General features: G+C 68.2%; 10 protein-coding genes, 3 tRNA genes and 1 pseudogene. 6 read left to right on the top strand and 8 right to left on the bottom strand.

What is annotated here, in order from left to right; all coding sequences use genetic code 11:
* Window positions 1-230: 230 nt before the first annotated feature.
* The 3 genes from lepB to ABT034_RS01995 are packed head-to-tail and all read right to left on the bottom strand — an operon-like array spanning window position 231 to window position 9,174.
* Entirely contained in the window at window positions 231-878 is a 648-nt protein-coding gene (gene lepB / locus ABT034_RS02005; protein WP_351210202.1) for a signal peptidase I, read from the bottom strand.
* Between the two features lie 14 nt (window positions 879-892).
* Window positions 893-1,468 (bottom strand): SMI1/KNR4 family protein, encoded by a 576-nt coding sequence (locus ABT034_RS02000; RefSeq protein ID WP_351210200.1) that lies wholly within the window; start codon window positions 1,466-1,468, stop codon window positions 893-895.
* 23 nt (window positions 1,469-1,491) lie between these two features.
* Window positions 1,492-9,174: a golvesin C-terminal-like domain-containing protein gene (locus ABT034_RS01995; RefSeq protein WP_351210431.1), complete on the bottom strand. Its 7,683-nt coding sequence runs from the start codon at window positions 9,172-9,174 to the stop codon at window positions 1,492-1,494.
* 1,316 nt (window positions 9,175-10,490) lie between these two features.
* Between ABT034_RS01995 and ABT034_RS01990 the strand changes: the two genes are divergently transcribed.
* Both ABT034_RS01990 and ABT034_RS01985 read left to right on the top strand, forming a co-directional pair.
* On the top strand, window positions 10,491-10,967 hold the full coding sequence (locus ABT034_RS01990; RefSeq protein WP_351210198.1) for an MmpS family transport accessory protein: 477 nt from the start codon (window positions 10,491-10,493) through the stop codon (window positions 10,965-10,967).
* A gap of 243 nt (window positions 10,968-11,210) precedes the next feature.
* The gene (locus ABT034_RS01985) at window positions 11,211-12,827 is read left to right on the top strand and encodes a peptidoglycan recognition protein family protein (protein WP_351210196.1); all 1,617 of its coding nucleotides are present in this window, start codon (window positions 11,211-11,213) and stop codon (window positions 12,825-12,827) included.
* A gap of 78 nt (window positions 12,828-12,905) precedes the next feature.
* Here ABT034_RS01985 and ABT034_RS01980 read toward each other — a convergent pair whose 3' ends face one another.
* From ABT034_RS01980 to ABT034_RS01965, 4 genes are all read right to left on the bottom strand, one after another.
* Window positions 12,906-13,142 (bottom strand): hypothetical protein, encoded by a 237-nt coding sequence (locus ABT034_RS01980; protein ID WP_351210194.1) that lies wholly within the window; start codon window positions 13,140-13,142, stop codon window positions 12,906-12,908.
* A 492-nt stretch (window positions 13,143-13,634) separates the two neighbouring features.
* Window positions 13,635-13,711: transfer RNA gene (locus tag ABT034_RS01975), tRNA-Ile, on the bottom strand.
* Between the two features lie 165 nt (window positions 13,712-13,876).
* Window positions 13,877-13,949: transfer RNA gene (locus tag ABT034_RS01970), tRNA-Asn, on the bottom strand.
* A 5-nt stretch (window positions 13,950-13,954) separates the two neighbouring features.
* A tRNA-Asn gene (locus ABT034_RS01965) sits at window positions 13,955-14,027 on the bottom strand.
* 159 nt (window positions 14,028-14,186) lie between these two features.
* Between ABT034_RS01965 and ABT034_RS01960 the strand changes: the two genes are divergently transcribed.
* From ABT034_RS01960 to ABT034_RS01945, 4 genes are all read left to right on the top strand, one after another.
* Window positions 14,187-14,498 carry a YtxH domain-containing protein gene (locus tag ABT034_RS01960; RefSeq protein WP_351210192.1) on the top strand — a complete coding sequence of 104 codons (312 nt, stop codon included), beginning with the start codon at window positions 14,187-14,189 and terminating at the stop codon, window positions 14,496-14,498.
* A 30-nt stretch (window positions 14,499-14,528) separates the two neighbouring features.
* A complete protein-coding gene (locus ABT034_RS01955) occupies window positions 14,529-15,968 on the top strand; it encodes an FGGY family carbohydrate kinase (RefSeq protein ID WP_351210190.1) in 1,440 nt (479 codons plus the stop codon).
* A 219-nt stretch (window positions 15,969-16,187) separates the two neighbouring features.
* Window positions 16,188-17,921, top strand: a complete 1,734-nt coding sequence (locus tag ABT034_RS01950) for an ABC transporter ATP-binding protein (RefSeq protein WP_351210188.1) — start codon at window positions 16,188-16,190, stop codon at window positions 17,919-17,921.
* Complete coding sequence (locus tag ABT034_RS01945; protein WP_351210186.1) at window positions 17,921-19,864, top strand: ABC transporter ATP-binding protein; 1,944 nt, start codon at window positions 17,921-17,923, stop codon at window positions 19,862-19,864. The genes ABT034_RS01950 and ABT034_RS01945 overlap by 1 nt, the downstream gene beginning before the upstream one ends.
* Window positions 19,865-19,882: 18 nt before the next feature.
* Here ABT034_RS01945 and ABT034_RS01940 read toward each other — a convergent pair.
* Window positions 19,883-20,860: pseudogene (locus ABT034_RS01940) on the bottom strand (RNA polymerase sigma factor); the annotation flags it as partial.
* Between the last annotated feature and the right edge of the window lie 131 nt (window positions 20,861-20,991).

Below are 20,991 nucleotides of genomic sequence, written 5' to 3'. Positions count from 1 at the left end.
CCCGGTCCACGGCTGAGGATCAGGGTCCGGGACCGGCTCACCCGCCGCTTGCCCCGGCCGATGATCTCCATGGCGAGACCGCCGAGGCTGCCGAAAGACCGAACAACGCTGTCGCAGGATCCTCGCGTCTGGCCCCCTACCTGCCCCGAAAGGAAAAGGTCCGCCGACTCCGTCGGCGGACCCTCCCGCAAGATCCAGACCAAGCCACGGACCAGGTCGTTACCGCCGCGTCAAGGGCGCTGCCTGGTCATGTACCCCCAGATTCCCGATCCGATCCCGACCAGTGCGAGCAGGGCTCCGAAGGCCACCAGTGCCCACAGCGCCAGCGGCACGGCCCCTTCGGCTCGGACACGGCCGCGCACGTCGGAGGCCGCGACGCTGCCCGACTGCTCATCGAGGAAGTAGCGCGAGTCGTTCGCGACGGGCCGATTGTCGCCCAGCAGGAACAAGCGTTCCTCCGGCACGGTCACGTCGTACGGTGAGCCTGTCGGACCGAGCGGGTCACGCATCACGTACGGCTCGTCGATCCGCTTGCCGTTCACCGCGACCCGCACACCGTCGCGGGACTCCACGTGGTCCCCGCCCAGGCCGATCACCCGCTGCAGGGCCGGCGCGTTCCCGTACCGACCGGGCACGCTGACGAGGACGACGTCGCCCCGGCGTATCTCCCCTTCACCGACCCGCATGACGGTCACCCGCTCGCCAGGACTGTATGTGGGTCGCATCGCGTCGCCCCTGACAGTGATCCGCTCGCCTTCCAGGCCACCGCCGCGCACGATCCCTCCCCCGGCGCCCAACACCAGGACCAGCCCCAGAGGAACCAGCATCCATGCGGCGATTCTCAGTCCGCGGCCCGCGCTTTGCTGCTGCGTCGACACCCTCCTTGCTCCCGTCAGCCGCCGTGAGCCTCGGGGCCCGGCTGGAACGTCGGATCGAGGCCGTACCGGGCGATGCCGAACGGCTGGAAATCCTTGTCCGCCAGGACTCTGTAGAGAAATTCCGACGTCGACATGTCGTACTCGCACCACTCGCCGGCTTCGCCCCGCGCGAGGACAGGGTATGCACTGGGCTGCTGCGCGTCGACAAGCCAGCAGTATTCAGTGCCCCATTCTGTCGAGGCCCATTTGATGTACCCCTTTCCGCCCGGCGTGTACTCCTGGTACTGACCGCTTTCCGCAGGAAGGGGAAGGGGCGCTTGCCACGGCAGGAGAAAATTGAAATGAGACCCCTCCGTCCTGCCGTAGAAAGCGACGGAGTCACAGAAGGTTCCCCCGCCGAAACCTTCACACAGTTGCTTGAAGTCCACCGGCAGAGGAATGCGAAGCTCCTCCTCTACCGCTGCCCAGTCGACGGAGTGCGCCGACGGCTCCCAGCCGGTGAGTTCGAGTATACGTTGCACCCACATGTAAAAGACCTTTCCCAGAAGGGCAGGGTGCAGGCGGACATCAGGATCGATGTCCGCCTGCACCTCCGGTGATCCAGTTTACCGACCTACGGCTTGAGCCCCGTCGGTGTGTTCCAGATCGTGATGGGATCGCGTGGCATTTCTCCTGTGTCCAGGTTCACCCACTTGATGGTCAGGCTGTCGGGAACGGCGTTCTTCCCCGTGTAGTTGGCGGTCACCTCGTAGTAGACCGTCTGCCCCTTGGCCACCATGCCGGCAACCTGGTTCTCGTACGCCGCCATCACCTTCTGATTGGGCCTGGCGTACAAGCTGACGAGATTCCGCATCTCGGTACCGCTACCACCCAGCTGGTTTCCCAACAGGTGACCGCGGTTCATGTCCTGACCGGGCTTGAAACCAGGGGTCACTGTCTCGGGAAAGTTCCGCATGGGCCGCGGGACCTGAGTTCCATTGATCATGGAGTCGGGATTTCCCTTGACGACCTTGTCCTCTCCACTCTCCCAGCTGAAGTCGCCGGAGTTGAGGCAGGCCCGCGCTCCCTGTGCCCGATCGTACTTGTCGAGAGCCTGATAGAAGACCACGCTTTCGTCGTCTTCGCAGTAGTTCTGCTGGAACGGGAAAAGCGTGTCTCCCCCGACCCAGTCCCACTGCCCGTCGGGCTCGACGAGTCGTCCCTTGCTGCGGTTGCCCGTGTACTCGGACTCGTACCCGTTGGGGGCCGTCTCGTTGTACCAGCCGATACCCGTGAGGAAGGTGTCGGCGACGGTCTTCCAGCCGCCCCCCGCCTTCTTCACCGTGCCGGTGGCGACGTCCCCGAGCGTGTCGAGGGCGTCGCCGCACCAGTCACAGCCGAATATGTGGCCGTCCAGCTCGACGAAGCTCGTGGGGTTTCCGCCGGTGAAGGCGTAACGGTTTCCGGTGTACGGATCGGAACCGAGCCCCATGTCCGCGAGGGCACCGTTGTACATGTCCCGGCTGGTGAACCGGTTGAGACCGGGGTTGTAGTCCCGGAAGCCCATGTCGTAGGTACCGGCGTGGGAGTCCCACCGCTTCGAGTTGTAGCGGTAGGGGTTGTAGGTCTCCTTGGTCGGGTCGCCGGCGTCGGGCTTGTCGATACCGGTGAACTCGGATTCGTCGTTCGACCCGTAGGCGGTGTAGCCGTAGGTGGCCTTGGAGTTGCCGTCCTTGTCGGTCAGCGTCTCGACGTCGGTGTGCGAGTTGTAGCCGTAGTAGCCGTCCTCGCTGGTGCCGTCGGTGTTGTGCTTGACCTGGGAAAGACGCTCGCCCCACGGGCTGTACTGGTACGACTTCGCCAGCTCACCGACGACTTCTTCACTGAGCACCTCGGACGACAGGCCGAGGTAGGTGAAGTCGGTGGTCTTGCCGTCGGCCGTCTTGGACGCCGTGCGGTCGAGCGGGTCGAAGGTGTACGTGGTGGACTTCAGCGAGCCCGCGTCGTCCATCTTCTGGGACTCGACGACATGGTCGAAGCCGTCGTACACCGATCGTTCGATGACCCGGCCACCGCCGGTGACGGACTCCTGACGGCCGAACGGGTCGTAGTTGTACGTGGCCGCCGAACCGCCGGCGGTCGCGGAGACCAGCCGGTTGCGGTCGTAGGTGTACGTCGTGGACGTTCCCTTGACCGTCTGGCTGACGACGTTCGCGTTGTCGTCGTGGACGTACGTCTCGGTGCCCGCACCGTTACCGGTCTTGACCGACTTGGTGAGCCGGTTCGCGGGGTCGTAGGTGTAGTCGGTGGTCGACTCGAGATAGGCCGAGGTGCTGTCGGCGTTCATCTTCTTCGCGACGTCCTGCGCCTTGTTCCCGTTGGGGTCGTAGGCGTAGGTGTGCGAGGAGACGAGGGTGCCGTTCGGCTTCTTCTCGATGCTCGTCTTGACGGCACCGTTGAGGTAATAGGTGTAGTCGACCGTGTTCTTGTTGTTCTTGGTCTCCTGGAGCTTCAGACCACGGTCGGTGTACGTGTACGAGGTCACCTTCGGCGAGGCGTCCGTGGACGACTTGCCGACCGAGACGGTCTTGATCAGATCCCGAAGGTCGTAGGTGTACTTGGAGAACTGGTCGGGGTGGGTGATGGTCTCCGGCTTGCCGTTGGCGTCGTACGAGTACGACGTGGACTTCTTCTCCGTCCCGGCGAGCGCTTCGGTGACCTTGGCAACCTGGTTCAGGCCGCTGTAGACCATGGTGTAGGCGTCGACCCTGGCGCCCGACGAGGTGTCGTCGATCGAGGTCAGGTTGCCGTTCACGTCGTAGGCGTAGGCGAAGGACTTCTTCTCGGAGTCCGTCTCGCCGGACGTGTCACGCACCAGCTTCACACCGTCGGCGACCACGACGCCGCCGCTGTTCTGCTCGAGCTTCAACTTAGCGTCGTTGCCCTGCTTGAGGGTGTACGAGCCGAGCTGGACCCAGGTGCCGGTCGCGGCGTTCTGGTCCTTGGTCACCGCGGGATTCGTGGTGGCACCCTGCGACAGGGTGTACCTCGCCGTGGTCGCGGCACCCGTCACCTTCGGGTACTTCACGTACGCGGTGTACGTGCCGTCCTTGGGGACGTTGAGCGTCCACGTGAAGGCGTCCGTCCCCGTACCGGCCGCGTGCGTGCGGTGGTCGTAGCCCTGCTGCCCGGTGACGTCGCCCTTGGCCCACGTACCGGTGGCCGAGGTGTGCTGGCTGTCGGAGTTGTCCACCAGGACCACCGACTTGCCCACCGGTACGCCGTCGTCCGCCTTGGACTTGAGCTTGCCGTCGGGGTAGTACGACCAGGTCATGGTGCGGTCGGAGGAGCCGCCCGCCGACGTCAGCGTGCGGGCCTTCTGCTGCCCGAGCTCGGTGTAGTCGTACGTGGTCGCGATGTCCCACGGGTCGGTGGACTTCCGCGTCCAGCCGTTGTCGAAGTATTCGATGACCGTGTCGTTGCGGACCGTCTGGCCCTCCGACGGGGGCATCGACTTCTTCGTCACGCGGCCCACGGCGTCGTACACGGTCTGCGTGTAGACGTTGGGGTCGTTGTAGCGGGAGTCCGCTGGGTCGTACGGCTGGTACTGCTTGACCGGACGGTTCAGCGCGTCGTACTCGGTGCGCGAGGTGAAGTCGTCGGCGGTGGCCGTGGCCGCACCACGGGGGGCGACGACCTTGGTGGTGTTGCCGACCTGGTCGTACTCGTACTGGGTCTTGCGGAACGTGGTCCCCTCGTAGGGGGTCCGGACCTCCTTCTGCTTCCCTCGCTCGTCGTAGTCGACGTAGGTGATGTTGCCCTCGGCGTCCTTGGTCTGGATGACCAGGGAGTCCTTGTCGTAGGTCGTCGTGACGGACTTGCCGACGGGGTCCGTGACCGTGGTGACCCGGTGGTTCAGGTCGTAGGCGGTCTTGGACAGGTAGTCGGTCGTGTCCGCGGTGGCGTTCCTCTTCGGATCGACGATCCGGACGACGTTGCCGACGTTGTCGTACTCGTACGAAATCTTCTGCTGCGCGGAATTCACCACGGCAGTCAGCTGGTAGATCTCGTCGAACGTGTTGCTGATGACGTGATCGGTGGCGTCGCCCGTGGTGAGTACACCCTTGGGCTCGACCTTCGTCCGGAGATTGCCAACCTTGTCGTAGGTGTAGACCGTCTTCCGCTCGGCGGAGGTGGCCGTGTCCTTCGGCACGGTGTCCGAGGCGATCTGGTCGGCCGCGTCGAAGACCGCGGTGGAGACGGCGCCGTTGGGCGCGGTCGCCTTGGTGACGTTGTCGTTGGCGTCGTACTCAGGCGCCGACAACGTGATCAGGTCTCCGGCCGCCTGGTCCTTCGGCACGACCTTGGTCAGCGGACGTCCGAAGGTGTCGTACGTCTGCGTGGTCTTCTTGCCCAGCGCGTCGGTGGTCTCGCGGACCTGACCGCGCTCGTCGTAGACGAACGACGTGGCCTTGCCCAACGCGTCGGTGATCTTGGCCGGGTAACCCGTCGGACCGAACTCGCTGTTGGTCGTCGGGTTGCCGTTGGCGTCGATCGCCTTGGTCAGCTGACCGTACGCGTCGTATTCGTACGTGGTGGCGTAGTCGCCCGCTGTCGTGGTCGCGACGCCCTTGGGGTCGGTGACCGTCTTCAGGTTGCCGAACGCGTCATAGTCGAACTGCCACTTGCGGCCCTCGGGAGAGGTCTTGGTGAACAGGTCGGCGGAGAAGCCGTCCAGGCGGGTCTGGTACGTGTACTGCTGCGAGTTCGCCGGGTAGGTGCCCGGGGCGCAGTCCGAGGACGGCGGGACGCCTGCCTTGTTGTTCTCCGCGTCGCGCGACCAGAGGGGGTAGCCCGTCTTCTGGTCGTAGCAGTACGCGGCCTTGGCCCCGTTGGCCTCCTCCGCGTACGTGACGTTGTTGTCGGCGTCCCACGCCATCTTGGCAACCTGGGACTTGGCGTTGGTCGTCTGGACCGGGCGTCCGAAGTCGTCCGTCACGTAGTCGGTGGCGTGTGCCTCGGCGTCCGTGACCTTGGTGTCGGTGAACTTGGGATTCGCCGTGTTCGCCTTGTACGCGAAGCCGGTGGGGAAACCGAGACGGTCGGTGATCGTCTTGGTCCACCAGTGGTACTTCGGGTCGTCACCGGCCTGCGGCGCGTAGTACGCGAACTGCGTGTTGCTCCCGCGGGGGTCGGTGGCCCTGACCAGCTTGACGTTCTTGTTGCCCTGCGTGGCGTCGTAGGTGAACTTGAACACCTTCGGCTGCGTCGAGCCCACACCGTCGGTGAACTGCCCGAGCAGGCCCTTGGCGGTGTAGTGGAACTCGATCTTCCGGCCGGAGACATCGGTCACCGAGCGGACGTGGTCGTAAATCTTCGAGTTGTTCAGCGAACCGGCGTCGGTGGTGAGTACGCCGGAGTCATTGACGTACTGGTAGCCGGACTGGCCCTTGGTCCAGTAGTCGACGGTGAGGGTCTGCCGGCCGGCCGGGTCGGTGATGTACTTGAGGAACTTGGTCGGCTTGTTGTTGGACTTGCGCTCCTCGTAGGTGAACGTCTGCGTGTTGCCGTTCTTGTCGACGGTCGACGTCAGGTAGCCGTCGCAGCCGAAGAGGAAGCGGGTGCCGTCGGGGCGGGTGAGCGTCCAGGCGTCGGGGACCGGGTCCTTGGTGGGCTTGCAGTCCAGGCCCGCCTTCATGGCGACCTTGTAGTGGACGCCCGCCGGGGCCTTCCACGTACCGTCCGGCTGCTTGCGGAAGACGTGCGTGGTGCCGTCGCCGTCCGGGAGGCGGATCTCGGTCGGGTTGGGGTTGGGGTGGAAGTCCAGCGGCGCGCCGAGCCGGATGGGGCCCGAGAGCTGGAACGACCAGCCGTGGCCGGCGACCGTGTCCGAGGTGTCCTGGCTGTTGTAGGCGAAGCGGGCGAAGGTGCTCAGTCCGCGGCCGGGGTTGGTGATCGCGTTGTACTGCCACACGCCGTTGCCGGAGGCCAGGTTGTTCATGAAGTTCGACCCGGCGCCGGTGTTCTTGCCGGTGTAGGAGTAGAACTTCTCCATGCCCAGCGCGTTGGAGGTGGGGTCCTCCACCGCGAGGTTCTGCTTCAGCGACGGGATGCCGCCGGTGCCGGCGGACAGCCAGCTGCCGTCGGCGATCTTGCGGACGTCCCAGCCGAGCACGTACTCGTTGCGCTTGTTGCCGTTGTCGGAGTTGATCGGCGTCTTGACCTGTGCCTGGATCGTCGCCGACTTGCCCGGCAGCAGGGCCGGGATCGCGGTGGACAGCTGGTTGCCGCCCGTCGTCACGTCCGTGCCGTCGGGCAGCTTCCAGGTGTACGACAGCTGCCGCTCACCGGCCGCCCACGCCGCGGAGGTGGTGTTGGTGACCGTGAACTCCACCGTGTACGTGGTGTTCGGGGTCATCCGGGCCGGGGTGGTCGGCGCGTAGTACGTGTCCTCGGTCGTCGAGTCGACGTAGATGACCTGCATGTACGGCCGCAGCTGCGGGTCCGAGGCCTCGGCGGACAGGAACAGCGTGCGCTCCTGCGGGCCGGTGGTGGTCTCGTCCTTCAGCTTGACCAAAACGCCCTTGTTGTTGGTGGGGGTCTTGACCCAGGACTGCATGAGTCCGGTGGCGTCCCACCAGTGGCGGCCGACCTCGTCGGTGATCTGCGGGACGGTGTCGGAGACGGCGGCGGAGAAGTCACCGCCGGCGGTGGTCCACGGCGTGGTCGAGTCGGCGTTGTTCCACGTGGCCTGGGTCTCGGTGAAGTCCCGGGTCAGGGAGTGGAGTTCGTAGATCGCGCCGTTGGTGGTGCTGGTGGTCTCCGCGCCCCACATGTACATCTTGTTCTCCAGCACCGTGGCGGTGGTGGGGATGGATGTGGTGGGGAACTTCAGGGCGGCGCGGGTCTTGCCGTAGGTGCCGGAGTTGTTGCCGACGCTCAGCCAGGTCTGGGCCTTGCCGGAGAGCAGGCCGTCGTGGTTGACGGTCGGCTGCTGCGAGGAGAGCGTGGTGTCGACCTGGCCCGCCTGGATGATCCTCATCGTCCGGCCGGCCTTGGGGATGCCCACGATGCGGGTCGGAGACCCGAGCAGCTGCCCGTTCTTGGTCTTGACCGCGAGCTGGTAGTAGTACGACTTGCCGATCTCGCTGGAGGAGGAGTCGGGGGTCGGCACGGCCGTGGTGTCCGTGTAGGCGGTCGTGGTCGATGCGATCGGGGCGATCAGCGTCGCCGCAGACGGCGTGAAGACCTGCTGCGTGGAGCGGTGCAGCTGGTACTCCACGATGTCCAGGCCGGTGTTCCCGCTGCCGTTGGCGTACGCCGGCCACGAGAGCTCCGGACCGGTGGAGTGGACCACGGTCGGCGAGTTCAGCGAGGTGCCGACGGCGCCGTAGGTCACCGTCAGGCGCGGGTACGTGGACGTCTCACCGCCGTAGGCGTTGCCGTCGGCGGCCTCGTAGCGCGGGCCGCCCTGCGGGGCGGTGGCCGTCTCGTCCTTGGCCTTGAGTACGAAGCCGTGGTTGGTCGCCGTGCCCGAGACCCACTTCTGGACCGTGTCGGCGACCGGGAAATCGTGCCACTTGTTGTAGTCCCAGGCGGCCTTGGTGATCTCGGCGGGGTTCACAAGCCGCACCGAGTCGGCCAGCGTACGGGTCGTGGCCGAGCCGGTGTCACCCAGGACGATCTTGCCGGCGTTGCCCTTGGCGAAGCTCAGCTCGGTCGCGTCGAGAGTCTTCCAGACGCCGCCGGTGCCGGTCTGGTTGACCGTGTAGTTCTTGGTGCCGCCGTTGTGGGTGACCGTGTACGGGGCGGCCGTGGCCGCGTCCGCCGCGGCCGGGTAGTGCGCGTCCACCCGGTAGGTGTCGGTCTCCGGGACCCTCGGCTGCCAGGTGTACGACTCGCCCGTGAGCGCGTTCTTGTTGAAGGCGTAGTCGTCGTTGGTCGCCGCACCACCGGTGGTGGTGCCCCGCGGCCATTCGCCGACCGCCGCCGTACCGGTGTCACCGTCGTCCAGGGAGACCGTGGTGCCGGACAGCTCACCCACCAGGGCGCTGGTGTTGGACCAGGTCGCGGGCGTCGTGCCCGCCTCGCTCCACGCCCCGGTGGCCCGGTGCGCCTCGAGTGCGACGACATTGCCGTTGGTGGTGTGCGACTGGTCGTAGTACAGGCTCAGCCGGGCCGCGTCGACCTTCACCCCCGCCGGGATCTCGCTCAGCGGGAACTTGATCAGCGAACGGGCGATGCCGGTGTCGGTCTTGCCGACCGACAGCTTCCAGGTGTTGTTGAAGTTCACCGCCGGCTGGTCCGACAGCACCATCGTGTCCTCGGAGACCGAGGCGATCGGCGTGATCGTGATCGTCGGGTCGATGACGACCGGATACTGCCGCTCCTTCGCCGCGAGCCACTCGGCGTCCGGCGTGACGGTCAGCTTCCAGCCCTTGCCGTCCGTGTCCCGGACGAGCTTCTGGGTGACCTCGGTGCTGTACGTGCCGCCGGTGACCGACTGCGGATCCTTCTTGGCGTCCGTCATGTACGGAGCCGGGATCACCATCACCGGAGTACCGGGGGCCTCGCCGAAGAAGGCGATCGAGCCGTCCTTGCGGGCCTTCGGCGTCAGACCGCCCTCGGTGTCCAGAGTGAAGGTGAACGACACCGGACCGGCCGGGCGCTCGGTGAGGACGATGTCCTCCTTCACCTGACCGTTGCCGACCCGGTACGACAGGTCCGCGCCGGCAACGGCGTCCTTGTAGAGGACCCGGTCACCGTTCGCCTCCGGCTTGAGCGCGCCGGCACCGGCCAGGCCGAACGTGACCGCCCCGCCGCTCTCCGCCTCGAAGCGCATGAACTTCTGCGCGTCGGAGCCGAACCAGCTCTTGCCGGCGTTCGCGGTGTTGGCGAAGTCGAAGCCCTTGTCCCGGGTGGCGCGCACGGTGGTCTCGACCGGCTTCCAGGACGTGCCGGACCTGTACGAGGTCGGCACCGCCGTCAGCTCGGCCTCGATCCGGCCGTCCGACAGCTGCCAGAAACGCGCCTGCGAGGTGCGCTTGTCCGTCAGCTCCTTGACCCGCTTCGCCTTCGGAAGCTTCTCGCCCTCAGGGAGCCTCTCCCGGCTGGGTATCTCCAGCGCCCCGCCGACCGAGGGCTTCTTCGCCTCCTCGCCGTCGTCCGAGAACCAGCCCGCGACCGTGTCGAAGACACCGGTGTCGTCACCCGCGGGTGGCGAAGGAGGAGCCGCATAGGCGGCCTGAGGCAGTAGCGTGCCCGCCACCGCCGACACGACCAGACAGGAGATGAATCTCCTGCGTGGAAATTTCACCACGATACCTTTCGGTATCGGCGCACCCGCGTCGCTGCACGCGAAATGGGCACGCCGAACGAGCCGGAGCGAATGTTTCCGCCCGGCTTGAAGCAACGCGAACTGACCGCGAGAAGCAGAAAAACACGAGCTCGCGGAGCCGCAGGGGGCTTTCTAACCAGCCTTGTGACGCCGAGTCAACCGTGCTGACATAGCGGACAATCGCACTTCGAGAGAGGCACTGTTCGCCCGTTTTTTCCGCTTGCTCGCGCCTGACCGATGGGATGGTGTATAACCGCCCGGTTCATCTGTCGGTCCATCGAAAGCCGGGCTCTTCCATGTCATCCAGCGAAATCGCGGAAAGCTCCGCACAACAGGAGAGCGAACACGAAAACGGCGAGGGCTCCCCGGACCGGCGGGGGTTGCTGGTCGCCGGGATCGTCCTGCTCGCCTGCCTCGGTCTCGTCGGCTACGGCGTGCTCGACACCGATGAGCAGCCGAAACCGCAGGTGGCGCCGACGGCCGAGGTGACGTACGAGGTCACGGGGACGGGGACCGCCGAGATCTCCTACCTCGCCCGCAGCGAGGACGGCACGGCCACGGTCGAGAAGGGCGTCACTCTGCCCTGGAAGAAATCGGTCCAGGCACCTCTCGGCGAGGCCCCCACCGTCGCCGTCGTCCTCGACGGAAAGGGCGGACAGGCAGCCTGCACACTGGCGATCCGCGGCAAGCACGTCCAGCGCGCCACTGCCATGGGCGAGTTCGGGCGTGCCACGTGTTCCGGCGATCTGCTTTCCGGCGACGGCGAGGGGTGACACGTCACCTTTCGGAACACCCCGCTGTCCGGTTTGCGTGCTCGGGTGTGTCGGAGGTGGCACATCGTGTATAACCGCTGCGCTGTGCGGCGGGAATACGGGGCACGAACTCCCAGAATTCGAAGAGCGGTTGGAACCGAATAGTTTCCGAAACCGCACTGCCCCTCGCTTCCCGTCCCACGACATGTACAGCCGACGGCGATCGGCCGCGGGTACTGATCAGCTGCGCACGAGGGATGGGACATGAGTCCGAGAGGAACCCGCGCCAGGCGGGCGAGCGGTAAGAAGCACGCGACGTGGCTCGCGGCAGGGGTCGTCGTCCTGGGAGGCACGGCTGTGACCGCCGTCGCCGCCTCGACGGGCGGCGAGGAGACCGGTCCCGGTGACGGGACACGGCCGGCGAAGGCGCACGTGCTGGCCCTGGACGGCAAGGACCCGAAGAAGCGCGTGCTCCCGCGCACCGGGACACAGACGTTCTCGCTCATCGGCGCCTCGTGGGAGGACAGCGGCGACACCTTCGAGGGCACCGCTCAAATCCGTACCCGCGAGGCCGCCACCGGCCAGTGGAGCGAATGGCGCGACCTCGACTTCGGCGTACGGGCGCCGGAGTCCACCGAGGGCGAAGAGCCGGACGTGCGGGGCGCCTCGGAGCCGCTGTGGGTCGGCCCGTCGGACGGGGTCGAGGCGCGGGTCGTCGCGGACGGCGAGGAAACCGCGGTGCCCGACGCGCTCCGCCTCGACATGATCGACCCAGGCGAGACCGTCAAGGCCAAGGGCAACGGTGGCATCAAGGGGAGCGGAAAGGGGGGCGCCAAGCCCACCGCCTCCCCCGACGCCACGCAGACCACCCCGGCCGGCCCCGTGCCGCAGCCCTCCGATCCCACGCCGACCGACGCGCCCACGACGGCCGCGCCCAGCGCCGATCCGGGCGACACGACAGAGGACCCCGGCAGCGGCGAGGCATCACAGCCTCCGACCGAGGAGCCGACGACTTCGACGGACCCGGCTCCTTCCGCCACCCCGACCGAGTCCGCCCCGGGCACGGACCCGACGGCAGCACCGACGGACGAGCCCACCGGGACTCCGACCGACGACCCCACCGACGCACCCACGACCGAGCCTCCCACCAGCGAAGCCCCCGCGGACCCGGCCCCCGGTACGGTGCCCACGCGGGAGCCCACCGGACCCGCTCCCACCACCGAGCCGAGCCAAACCCACGAACCCAGCACCACCACTCCGACAGCTCCGACGGCTCCCGCCATCGTCAGCCGTGCCGGCTGGGGCGCGGACGAGTCGCTCGTCCAGAACCCGCCCTCGTACCTGAACAAGGTCGACGCCGTCTTCGTCCACCACACCGCCGGAACGAACGACTACACCTGCGCCGACTCCCCGGCCATCATCCGCGCGATCCTCACCTACCACGTGCGGACCAACGGCTGGAACGACATCGGCTACAACTTCTTCGTAGACAAGTGCGGCACGGTCTTCGAGGGCCGCGCGGGCGGCGTCGACCGACCCGTCCTCGGCGCGCACACCTATGGCTTCAACAGCTACTCCTCGGGCATCTCCCTGCTCGGCGACTACGAGAACGGCGGCACCCCGACGGCCGCGGCCAAGCAGGCCATCGCCGACCTCGCCGCCTGGAAGCTCGGTCTGCACGGCGTCGACCCGCAGGCGAAGGTGACACTCACCGCCGCCGCCGACACCGGCGTGTGGACGAAGGGCCAGGCCGCCACGCTGAACACCGTCTCCGGACACCGCGACGGATACGCCACGCTCTGCCCCGGCGCGACCCTCTACTCCGCGCTCCCCGGAATCCGTACGGCCGCGGGCGGTTCCCCGTACGCCACCGGAAACTGACGAGCACGACCACCACGAACACACCAGCGGCCGGGACCCTCCACAGGGTCCCGGCCGCCTGCCGTCACACGGCGCGACTCAGCCGATGGCTATCCGCGGGTTCGCCGACGGCTCGACCCAGCCCATGAACCGGTCCATCGTCGCCCGCGGCACCCCTCCGGACTCGGTGAGCGGGAAGTCCGCGCCCTCCGCCGTGTGCATCCGGTTGTAGAACTTCGACTCCGGGTCCTGCACCCACCAGTGACGGTCGTGGAACCGACGCGTCCGGCGCTCGTGGAGAACTGCGCCTTCCAGCCGGAGGAGCCCTTCTGCCACGCGGTGACGGTGGCATACGAGCCGCCGGCCTTGACCGTGATGACCTGCTGGGCGTTGCCGATGTCCCCGGGCACGGGGAAGGTCGGCGCCGGGCGCGACGGAAGCCGCGGAGGCGGCGGGCTCCTTCTGGCCGCCGCAGGCCGACACGAGGGCCATCGTCCCGATGACGCCAGACGTGAACCGTGGGCTGGGTGATCTACCGGAAGACGGTCCGCGCCAGGCACCGACCACAGCGACAGGTCCACGCGTGGGATCACAGCAAGCACGCAGGATTCGGCACGATGTGCGGCGCGTCATACCCGAGAGCCGTGGGTCGCCGTGGGATCATCGACGTGGCTTCGCACCCACGCTCCACCCGAAACCGCAGGCCAAGAAGGTACGACCCCTGCGAGACATGCCGGGGACGCCCGTTTCGCCGCACCAACGCGAGGCGACCACTGCACGCGGAAACACCCCTCCAGGGGCGTTTCCGCAGGTCAGATCGTTTTTCCGTGGTGGGGCGGGTGGGACTCGAACCCACGGCCGACGGATTATGAGTCCGCTGCTCTAACCGGCTGAGCTACCGCCCCGATCGGTGAGGCGCGTACATGTGTGCGCGCCGTCTGCCGCAGCATAGCCGCTCATACGATCTCCTGCTCCGGAAGATCGGCTCTGCTGACCATGAAGACCGCGGGGCGCTCCGTATGGTTCCCGGAGACGCGAAAAAGGACCCCGAAGGGTCCTCTTCCGTTCCGCTCCCCCGGCTGGACTCGAACCAGCAACCCTCCGGTTAACAGCCGAATGCTCTGCCAATTGAGCTACAGGGGATCGCGCTCCCCCGACTGGACTCGAACCAGTAACCTGCCGGTTAACAGCCGGCTGCTCTGCCAATTGAGCTACAGGGGATTGCTGCGTTGCACCGAACGTACCCACTCCGGATGCTCCGGGCGGGCGGTTGCTCGCTGCGACACATACATTAGCGCAAGCAGGGGGGTGCTCCGCCAATCGGTATCGCCGTGGGCACCAGCGATGCATCAGGGAAGCTCTCCAGGGAAGGTGGTGGCCATGCGATACAAGCTGACGTTCGTCATGGGACTCGCCCTCGGTTACGTGGTCGGCACGCGTGCGGGCCGCGAGCGCTACGAGCAGTTGAGGAAGTCCGCCAAGCAGGTCGCCCAGAACCCGGCCGTGCGCAACGCCGCCGAGTCCGCCGCCCAGACCGGGCGGCAGGTCGCGGGGAAGGCCATGCACGTGGTCGGGGACAAGGTGGGCGACCGGCTGCCGTCCTCCGTGACCGACCGGGTCCACGCGCTGCGCGAGCGGAGCATGGGCAACGGAAAGGTCGAGGAGGACGAGTGGGGCACCAGTAACACCTGAACCGCCCCGCGTGCGGCAGAATCAAGTGTCATGGGGATAGTCGCCGGACTCGACAGCTCAGCTGAGTTCACACGCATCGTCGTCTGTGACACGGACACGGGTGCCGTACTGCGGCAGGGATACGCCCCTCATCCGGGCGAACCCAAGGCCGTCGACGTCGACCCGCAGACCTGGCTGCTCTCCCTCGGGGAGGCCGCGACCGGCGGCCTCCTGGAGGGCGTGCAGGCCATCGGCGTGTCCGCGCAGCAGCACGGGCTCGTGCCGCTGGACGCGCAGGGCGGCCTGGTGCGGCCCGCGCTCGTCCGCAACGACAAGCGGGCGCAGGTCGCCGCCGCCGATCTCGTGGAGTCGCTCGGCGGGCGCCAGGCCTGGGCCGAGGCCGTCGGCTCCGTGCCCGGCGCCGGGCAGCCCGTCGCCAAACTGCGCTGGCTGGCCCGTACCGAGCCCGAGCACGCCCGGCGGATCTCCATGGTCCTCCAGCCGCACGACTGGCTGGTCTGGCAGCTCCTCGGCCGACCGGCCCGGCGCACCACCGACCGCGGCGCCGCCTCCGCCACCGGCTACTGGTCGGCCCGCACCGGCGCGTACCGCCCCGACCTCGTCGAGCTGGCCCTCGGCCACCAGGCCGTGCTGCCCGAGGTCCTCGGGCCCGCCGAGGCGGCCGGCACCACGCCCGAGGGGCTGCTCATCTCCGCCGGTACGGGCGAGACGATGGCCGCCGCGCTCGGCCTCGGCCTCGGCCCCGGCGACGCCGTGGTCTCGCTCGGCGCCTCCGGCTCCGTGATGGCCGTCCACCACGAGGCGCTCGCCGACCCCAGCGGCATGATCACCTCCTTCGCCGACGCCACCGGCATGCACCTGCCCGTCGTCCACACCTCCAACGCGGTACGGGCCCTGCGCGGCACCGCCGAGATGCTGGGTGTGGAATCGCTGGAGGAACTGTCGGCGCTCGCGCTGAAGTCGACGCCCGGTGCCTCCGGGCTCGTCCTGCTGCCCTATCTGGAGGGCGAGCGGACCCCGAGCCTGCCGCACTCCGCGGGCACGCTCAGCGGGCTGCGCCGCGAGTCGATGAAGCCCGAGCACCTGGCGCGGGCCGCGTTCGAGGGAATGCTCTGCGCGCTCACCGACGCCATGGACGTGCTGCGCGGCCGGGGCGTCGAGGTACGGCGGGTCTTCCTGCTCGGCGCGGCGGCCGCGCTTCCGGCCGTGCAGGCACTCGCCCCCGCGCTGTTCGGCGCGCAGGTCGTCGTCCCCCAGCCGGCCGATTACGCGGCGCTCGGTGCGGCCCGGCAGGCCGCCTGGGCCCTCGGGGTGGCCCGGGGCACGCTGTCCCCCTCCACTCCCCCGGCCTGGCAGGGCGCCTCCGCGCAGATCCTGGAGCCGGGCGAGGAGCTGTCTGCGGGGCAGGCCGTGCGGCAGCAGTACGTGGCGACGCGGGAGCAGATCCACCCGGGATCGTTCGCCTCGTAGGACGCCGGACCTCGCGGAAGCGGCGCCGGACCTCCCGGGAGCGGCGCCGGACCTCGCGGGAGCGTGCGCCCGGACGTAGCGGAAGTCTTCGCCGGCCCTCGCGGGAGCGGCCCCAGACCTCGCGGAAGTCTTCGCCGGACCTCGCGGAAGTTCGCCGGAGCCCGCCACGCCCCTCAAACCTAGTCGTCACGTCCGGGGGCTCGGGCGATAGTAGGAGCCGTGCTCATAAGACTTCTCCGAATCCAGCTCAGGCCCTATCGAAAACCCATCGCCCTGCTCGTGCTGCTGCAGTTCCTCCAGACCTGCGCGAGCCTCTACCTGCCGACCCTGAACGCGGACATCATCGACAACGGTGTCGTCGAGGGGGACACCGGATACATCCTGCGGTTCGGCGCCCTGATGGTCGGCATCTCCGTCGTCCAGGTCGTCTGCAACATCGGCGCCGTGTTCTACGGTGCCCGGACGGCGTCCGCCCTGGGCCGGGACGTGCGCGGCGCGGTCTTCGACCGGGTGCAGTCCTTCTCCGCGCGGGAGCTGGGGCACTTCGGCGCGCCCTCGCTGATCACCCGTACGACCAATGACGTGCAGCAGATCCAGATGCTGGTGCTGATGGCGTTCACCCTGATGGTCTCCGCGCCCATCATGTGTGTCGGCGGCATCGTGATGGCCCTCGGCCAGGACGTGCCGCTGTCGGGTGTGCTGCTCGCCGTGGTGCCGATCCTCGGGATCTCCGTCTCGCTGATCGTGCGGAGGATGCGGCCGCTCTTCCGGACGATGCAGGAGCGGCTCGACACGGTGAACCGGGTGCTGCGCGAGCAGATCACCGGCAACCGGGTGATCCGGGCGTTCGTGAAGGACTCGTACGAGGAGGAGCGGTTCCGCGGGGCGAACGCCGAGCTGACCGACGTGTCGATGGCGACCGGCCGGCTGATGGCGCTGATGTTCCCGGTGGTGATGACGGTCGTGAACATCTCCAGCGTGGCCGTCGTCTGGTTCGGCGCGCACCGCATCGACAGCGGCGGGATGCAGATCGGCGCGCTGACCGCGTTCCTCGCCTATCTGATGCAGATCGTGATGGCGGTCATGATGGCCACCTTCATGTTCATGATGGTGCCGCGGGCCGAGGTCTGCGCGGAGCGCGTCCAGGAGGTTCTGGCGACCGAGTCCAGCGTGGTGCCGCCGTCGGAGCCGGTGAAGACCCTGGACCGACGGGGGCATCTGGAGGTCAAGGGCGCCGACTTCCGGTATCCGGGCGCGGAGGAGTCCGTCCTCAAGGACGTCGGGCTCGTCGCCCGGCCCGGGGAGACCACCGCGATCATCGGCTCCACCGGCAGCGGCAAGTCGACCCTCCTCGGCCTCGTACCCCGGCTGTTCGACGCCACCGGCGGCGAGGTCCTCGTCGACGGCGTCGACGTACGGAAGCTCGACCCCGAGCTGATGGCGAAGACCGTCGGGCTCGTCCCCCAGAAGCCGTACCTCTTCTCCGGGACCGTGGCCACCAACCTCCGTTACGGCAAGCCCGACGCGACCGACGAGGAACTCTGGCACGCCCTCGACGTCGCCCAGGCCGCCGACTTCGTACGGAAGCTGGAGGCCGGGCTCAACGCCCCCATCGCGCAGGGCGGCACCAATGTGTCCGGTGGGCAGCGGCAGCGGCTCGCCATCGCGCGGACGCTGGTGCAGCGGCCGGAGATCTATCTGTTCGACGACTCGTTCTCCGCGCTCGACTACGAGACGGACGCCCTGCTCCGGGCGGCGCTCGCCCGGGAGACGGCGGACTCGACCGTCGTGATCGTCGCCCAGCGGGTCTCCACCATCCGGGACGCCGACCGGATCGTCGTCCTCGACGAGGGCCGGGTCGTCGGCACCGGACGGCACCGGGAGCTGATGGCGGACAACGAGACGTACCGGGAGATCGTCCTCTCCCAGCTCACCGAGGCGGAGGCAGCCTGATGGCCGGTCCTGGCGGACGCATGATGGCCGGTGGCGGCCCCGACCAGCGGTCGATGGACTTCAAGGGCTCGGGGAAGCGGCTGCTCAAGCAGCTGGCGCCCGAGCGGAGCGCGCTCTGGGTGATGCTGATCGCCGGTGTGCTGTCGGTGGCGGCCTCGGTGGTCGGTCCGAAGATCCTCGGCAAGGCGACCGACCTCGTCTTCGCGGGCGTGATCGGGAACCAGATCGAGGGCGGGACGAAGGCGGAGGCGATCGCGCGCCTGCGCGCCGCGGGCGACTCCGGCATGGCGGACATGCTGACCGGGGTCGACTTCACGCCGGGGCGGGGGATCGACTTCTCCGCCGTCGGCGAGGTGCTGCTCGTGGTCCTCGGCGTCTACGTGGCGGCGGGCCTGCTGATGCTGGTCTCCACCCGTATGTCGATCAAGGTGATCAACCGGACGGTCTACCGGATGCGGGAGGACGTCCAGACGAAGCTGGCGCGGCTTCCCCTGTCGTACTTCGACAAGGCGAAGCGCGGCGAGGTGCTGTCCCGGGCGACCAACGACATCGACAACATCTCGCAGACGCTCCAGCAGTCGATGGGGCAGCTGATCAACTCGCTGCTCACGATCGTCGGCGTGCTCGCGATGATGTTCTGGATCTCGCCGCTGCTCGCCCTGGTGGCGCTCGTGACGGTGCCGGTCTCGGTCTTCGTCGCGGCGAGGATCGGCAAGCGGTCGCAACCGCACTTCGTCCAGCAGTGGAAGTCCACGGGCGCGCTCAACGCGCACGTGGAGGAGATGTACAGCGGGCACACCCTGGTGAAGGTCTTCGGCCGGCAGGCGGAGTCCGCGGCGGACTTCCGCGAGCAGAACGAAGCCCTGTACGAGGCCGGGTTCAAGGCGCAGTTCAACAGCGGCGTCATGCAGCCGGTGATGTTCTTCATCTCGAACATCAACTACGTCCTGGTGGCCGTGGTCGGCGGTCTGCGGGTGGCGAGCGGCACGCTGTCCATCGGTGACGTGCAGGCCTTCATCCAGTACTCGCGGCAGTTCTCCATGCCGCTGACGCAGGTCGCGTCGATGGCGAACCTCGTGCAGTCGGGCGTGGCGTCGGCCGAGCGGATCTTCGAGCTGCTCGACGCCGAGGAGCAGGAGCCGGACGCCCCGAAGAGCGGGAGCGAGACGCCCGCGGACCTCAGGCCGGACCTCAAGGGCAAGGTGGCCCTTGAGGGCGTCTCCTTCCGTTACGAGGCGGAGAAGCCGCTCATCGAGGACCTGTCACTCACGGTGGAGCCGGGCCAGACGGTGGCGATCGTCGGCCCGACCGGCGCCGGCAAAACGACCCTGGTGAACCTGCTCATGCGGTTCTACGAGGTGACGGGCGGCCGGATCACCCTGGACGGCGCGGACATCGCGAAGATGTCCCGGGAGGAGCTGCGGGCCGGGATCGGCATGGTCCTCCAGGACACCTGGCTGTTCGGCGGCAGCATCGCGGACAACATCGCGTACGGCGCGACCCGCGAGGTGACCCGGGCGGAGATCGAGGAGGCGGCGCGGGCCGCGCACGCCGACCGGTTCGTCCGCACGCTGCCCGAGGGGTACGACACGGTCATCGACGACGACGGGGCGGGAGTCAGCGCGGGCGAGAAGCAGCTGATCACCATCGCGCGGGCGTTCCTGTCCGACCCGGTGATCCTCGTCCTCGACGAGGCCACCAGCTCGGTCGACACCCGCACCGAGGTCCTCATCCAGAAGGCGATGGCCCGACTGGCCCACGGGCGTACGTCGTTCGTGATCGCGCACCGGCTCTCCACGATCCGGGACGCGGACGTGATCCTGGTGATGGAGAACGGCTCGATCGTCGAACAGGGCACGCACGAGGAGCTGTTGTCGTCGGGCGGCGCCTATGCCCGGTTGTACGCGGCGCAGTTCGCCGAGGCGGTCGCCGAGGTCGACTGATCCGGCGGCCGGCGCGGCTCAGTCCAGGTAGCCCCTGAGCTGGTCCGCGTAGGCGTGGTCCCGGAGTTTGGTGAGGGTCTTGGACTCGATCTGGCGGATGCGTTCGCGGGTCACGCCGAAGAGGCGTCCTATCTCCTCCAGGGTGCGGGGGCGTCCGTCGTCGAGGCCGTAGCGGAGTTGGACGACCTTCCGTTCGCGTTCGCCGAGGGTGGAGAGGACGTCCTCCAGGTGGCGGCGCAGGAGGAGGAAGGCCGCGGACTCCACGGGTGAGGCGGCGTCGCCGTCCTCGATGAGGTCGCCGAGGGCGACGTCGTCCTCCTCGCCGACGGGGGCGTGCAGGGAGACCGGTTCCTGGGCGAGGCGGAGGACCTCGCCGACCCGTTCGGGGGCCAGGTCGAGCTGGGCGGCGACCTCCTCGGCGGTGGGTTCGCAGCCGCGTTCCTGGAGCATGCGGCGCTGGACGCGGATGACCCGGTTGATGAGTTCGACGACGTGCACGGGGACGCGGATGGTCCGGGCCTGGTCGGCGAGGGCCCGGGACATCGCCTGGCGGATCCACCAGGTGGCGTACGTGGAGAACTTGTAGCCCCGCGCGTAGTCGAACTTCTCGACGGCCCGGATGAGTCCGAGGTTGCCCTCCTGGACGAGGTCCAGCATGGTCAGGCCGCGGCCCACGTACCGTTTGGCGACGGAGACGACGAGGCGGAGGTTGGCCTCGATCAGTCTGCGCTTGGCGATGCGGCCGAGGACGACGAGCCGGTCCAGGTCGCCCGCGAGCCGGGAGTCCAGGTCGGGGGTGCCGGCGAGTTTCTCCTCGGCGAAGAGTCCGGCCTCGACCCGGCGGGCGAGGTCGACCTCCTCCTCGGCGGTGAGCAGCGGGATGCGGCCGATCTCGCGGAGGTACTGGCGGAAGAGGTCGGAGGAGGGCCCGTTCCCGCCGGGGTCGGGGCGGCGGCGCGGGACCTCCGGTGGCTCGTCCGGTTCGCCGGGGGACGGCTCCTGCGACACGGTCCGGGTCTCGGTCTGCACGACGGGCGACCTCCAGGCGGGGCGGAACGGCTCCGTCACCCAGTGTGGGGTACGACACATCGCCGCCACGAGGGGTGTGCGGTGACTTTTTGAGACCG

The organism is Streptomyces sp. NPDC002773 (assembly GCF_040295605.1).
GTDB lineage: Bacteria > Actinomycetota > Actinomycetes > Streptomycetales > Streptomycetaceae > Streptomyces.
This window is presented reverse-complemented; position numbering and strand designations above follow the sequence as displayed.

Bases quoted from the DNA above. Each gene is read 5' to 3' on its own strand.
- ABT034_RS01995 (WP_351210431.1), bottom strand. From the start codon at position 9,174: ATGGTGCTGTCGGACCAGCCGGCGGTGAACTTCAACAACACCTGGAAG.
- ABT034_RS01990 (WP_351210198.1), top strand. From the start codon at position 10,491: ATGTCATCCAGCGAAATCGCGGAAAGCTCCGCACAACAGGAGAGCGAA.
- ABT034_RS01985 (WP_351210196.1), top strand. From the start codon at position 11,211: ATGAGTCCGAGAGGAACCCGCGCCAGGCGGGCGAGCGGTAAGAAGCAC.
- ABT034_RS01960 (WP_351210192.1), top strand. From the start codon at position 14,187: ATGCGATACAAGCTGACGTTCGTCATGGGACTCGCCCTCGGTTACGTG.
- ABT034_RS01955 (WP_351210190.1), top strand. From the start codon at position 14,529: ATGGGGATAGTCGCCGGACTCGACAGCTCAGCTGAGTTCACACGCATC.
- ABT034_RS01945 (WP_351210186.1), top strand. From the start codon at position 17,921: ATGGCCGGTCCTGGCGGACGCATGATGGCCGGTGGCGGCCCCGACCAG.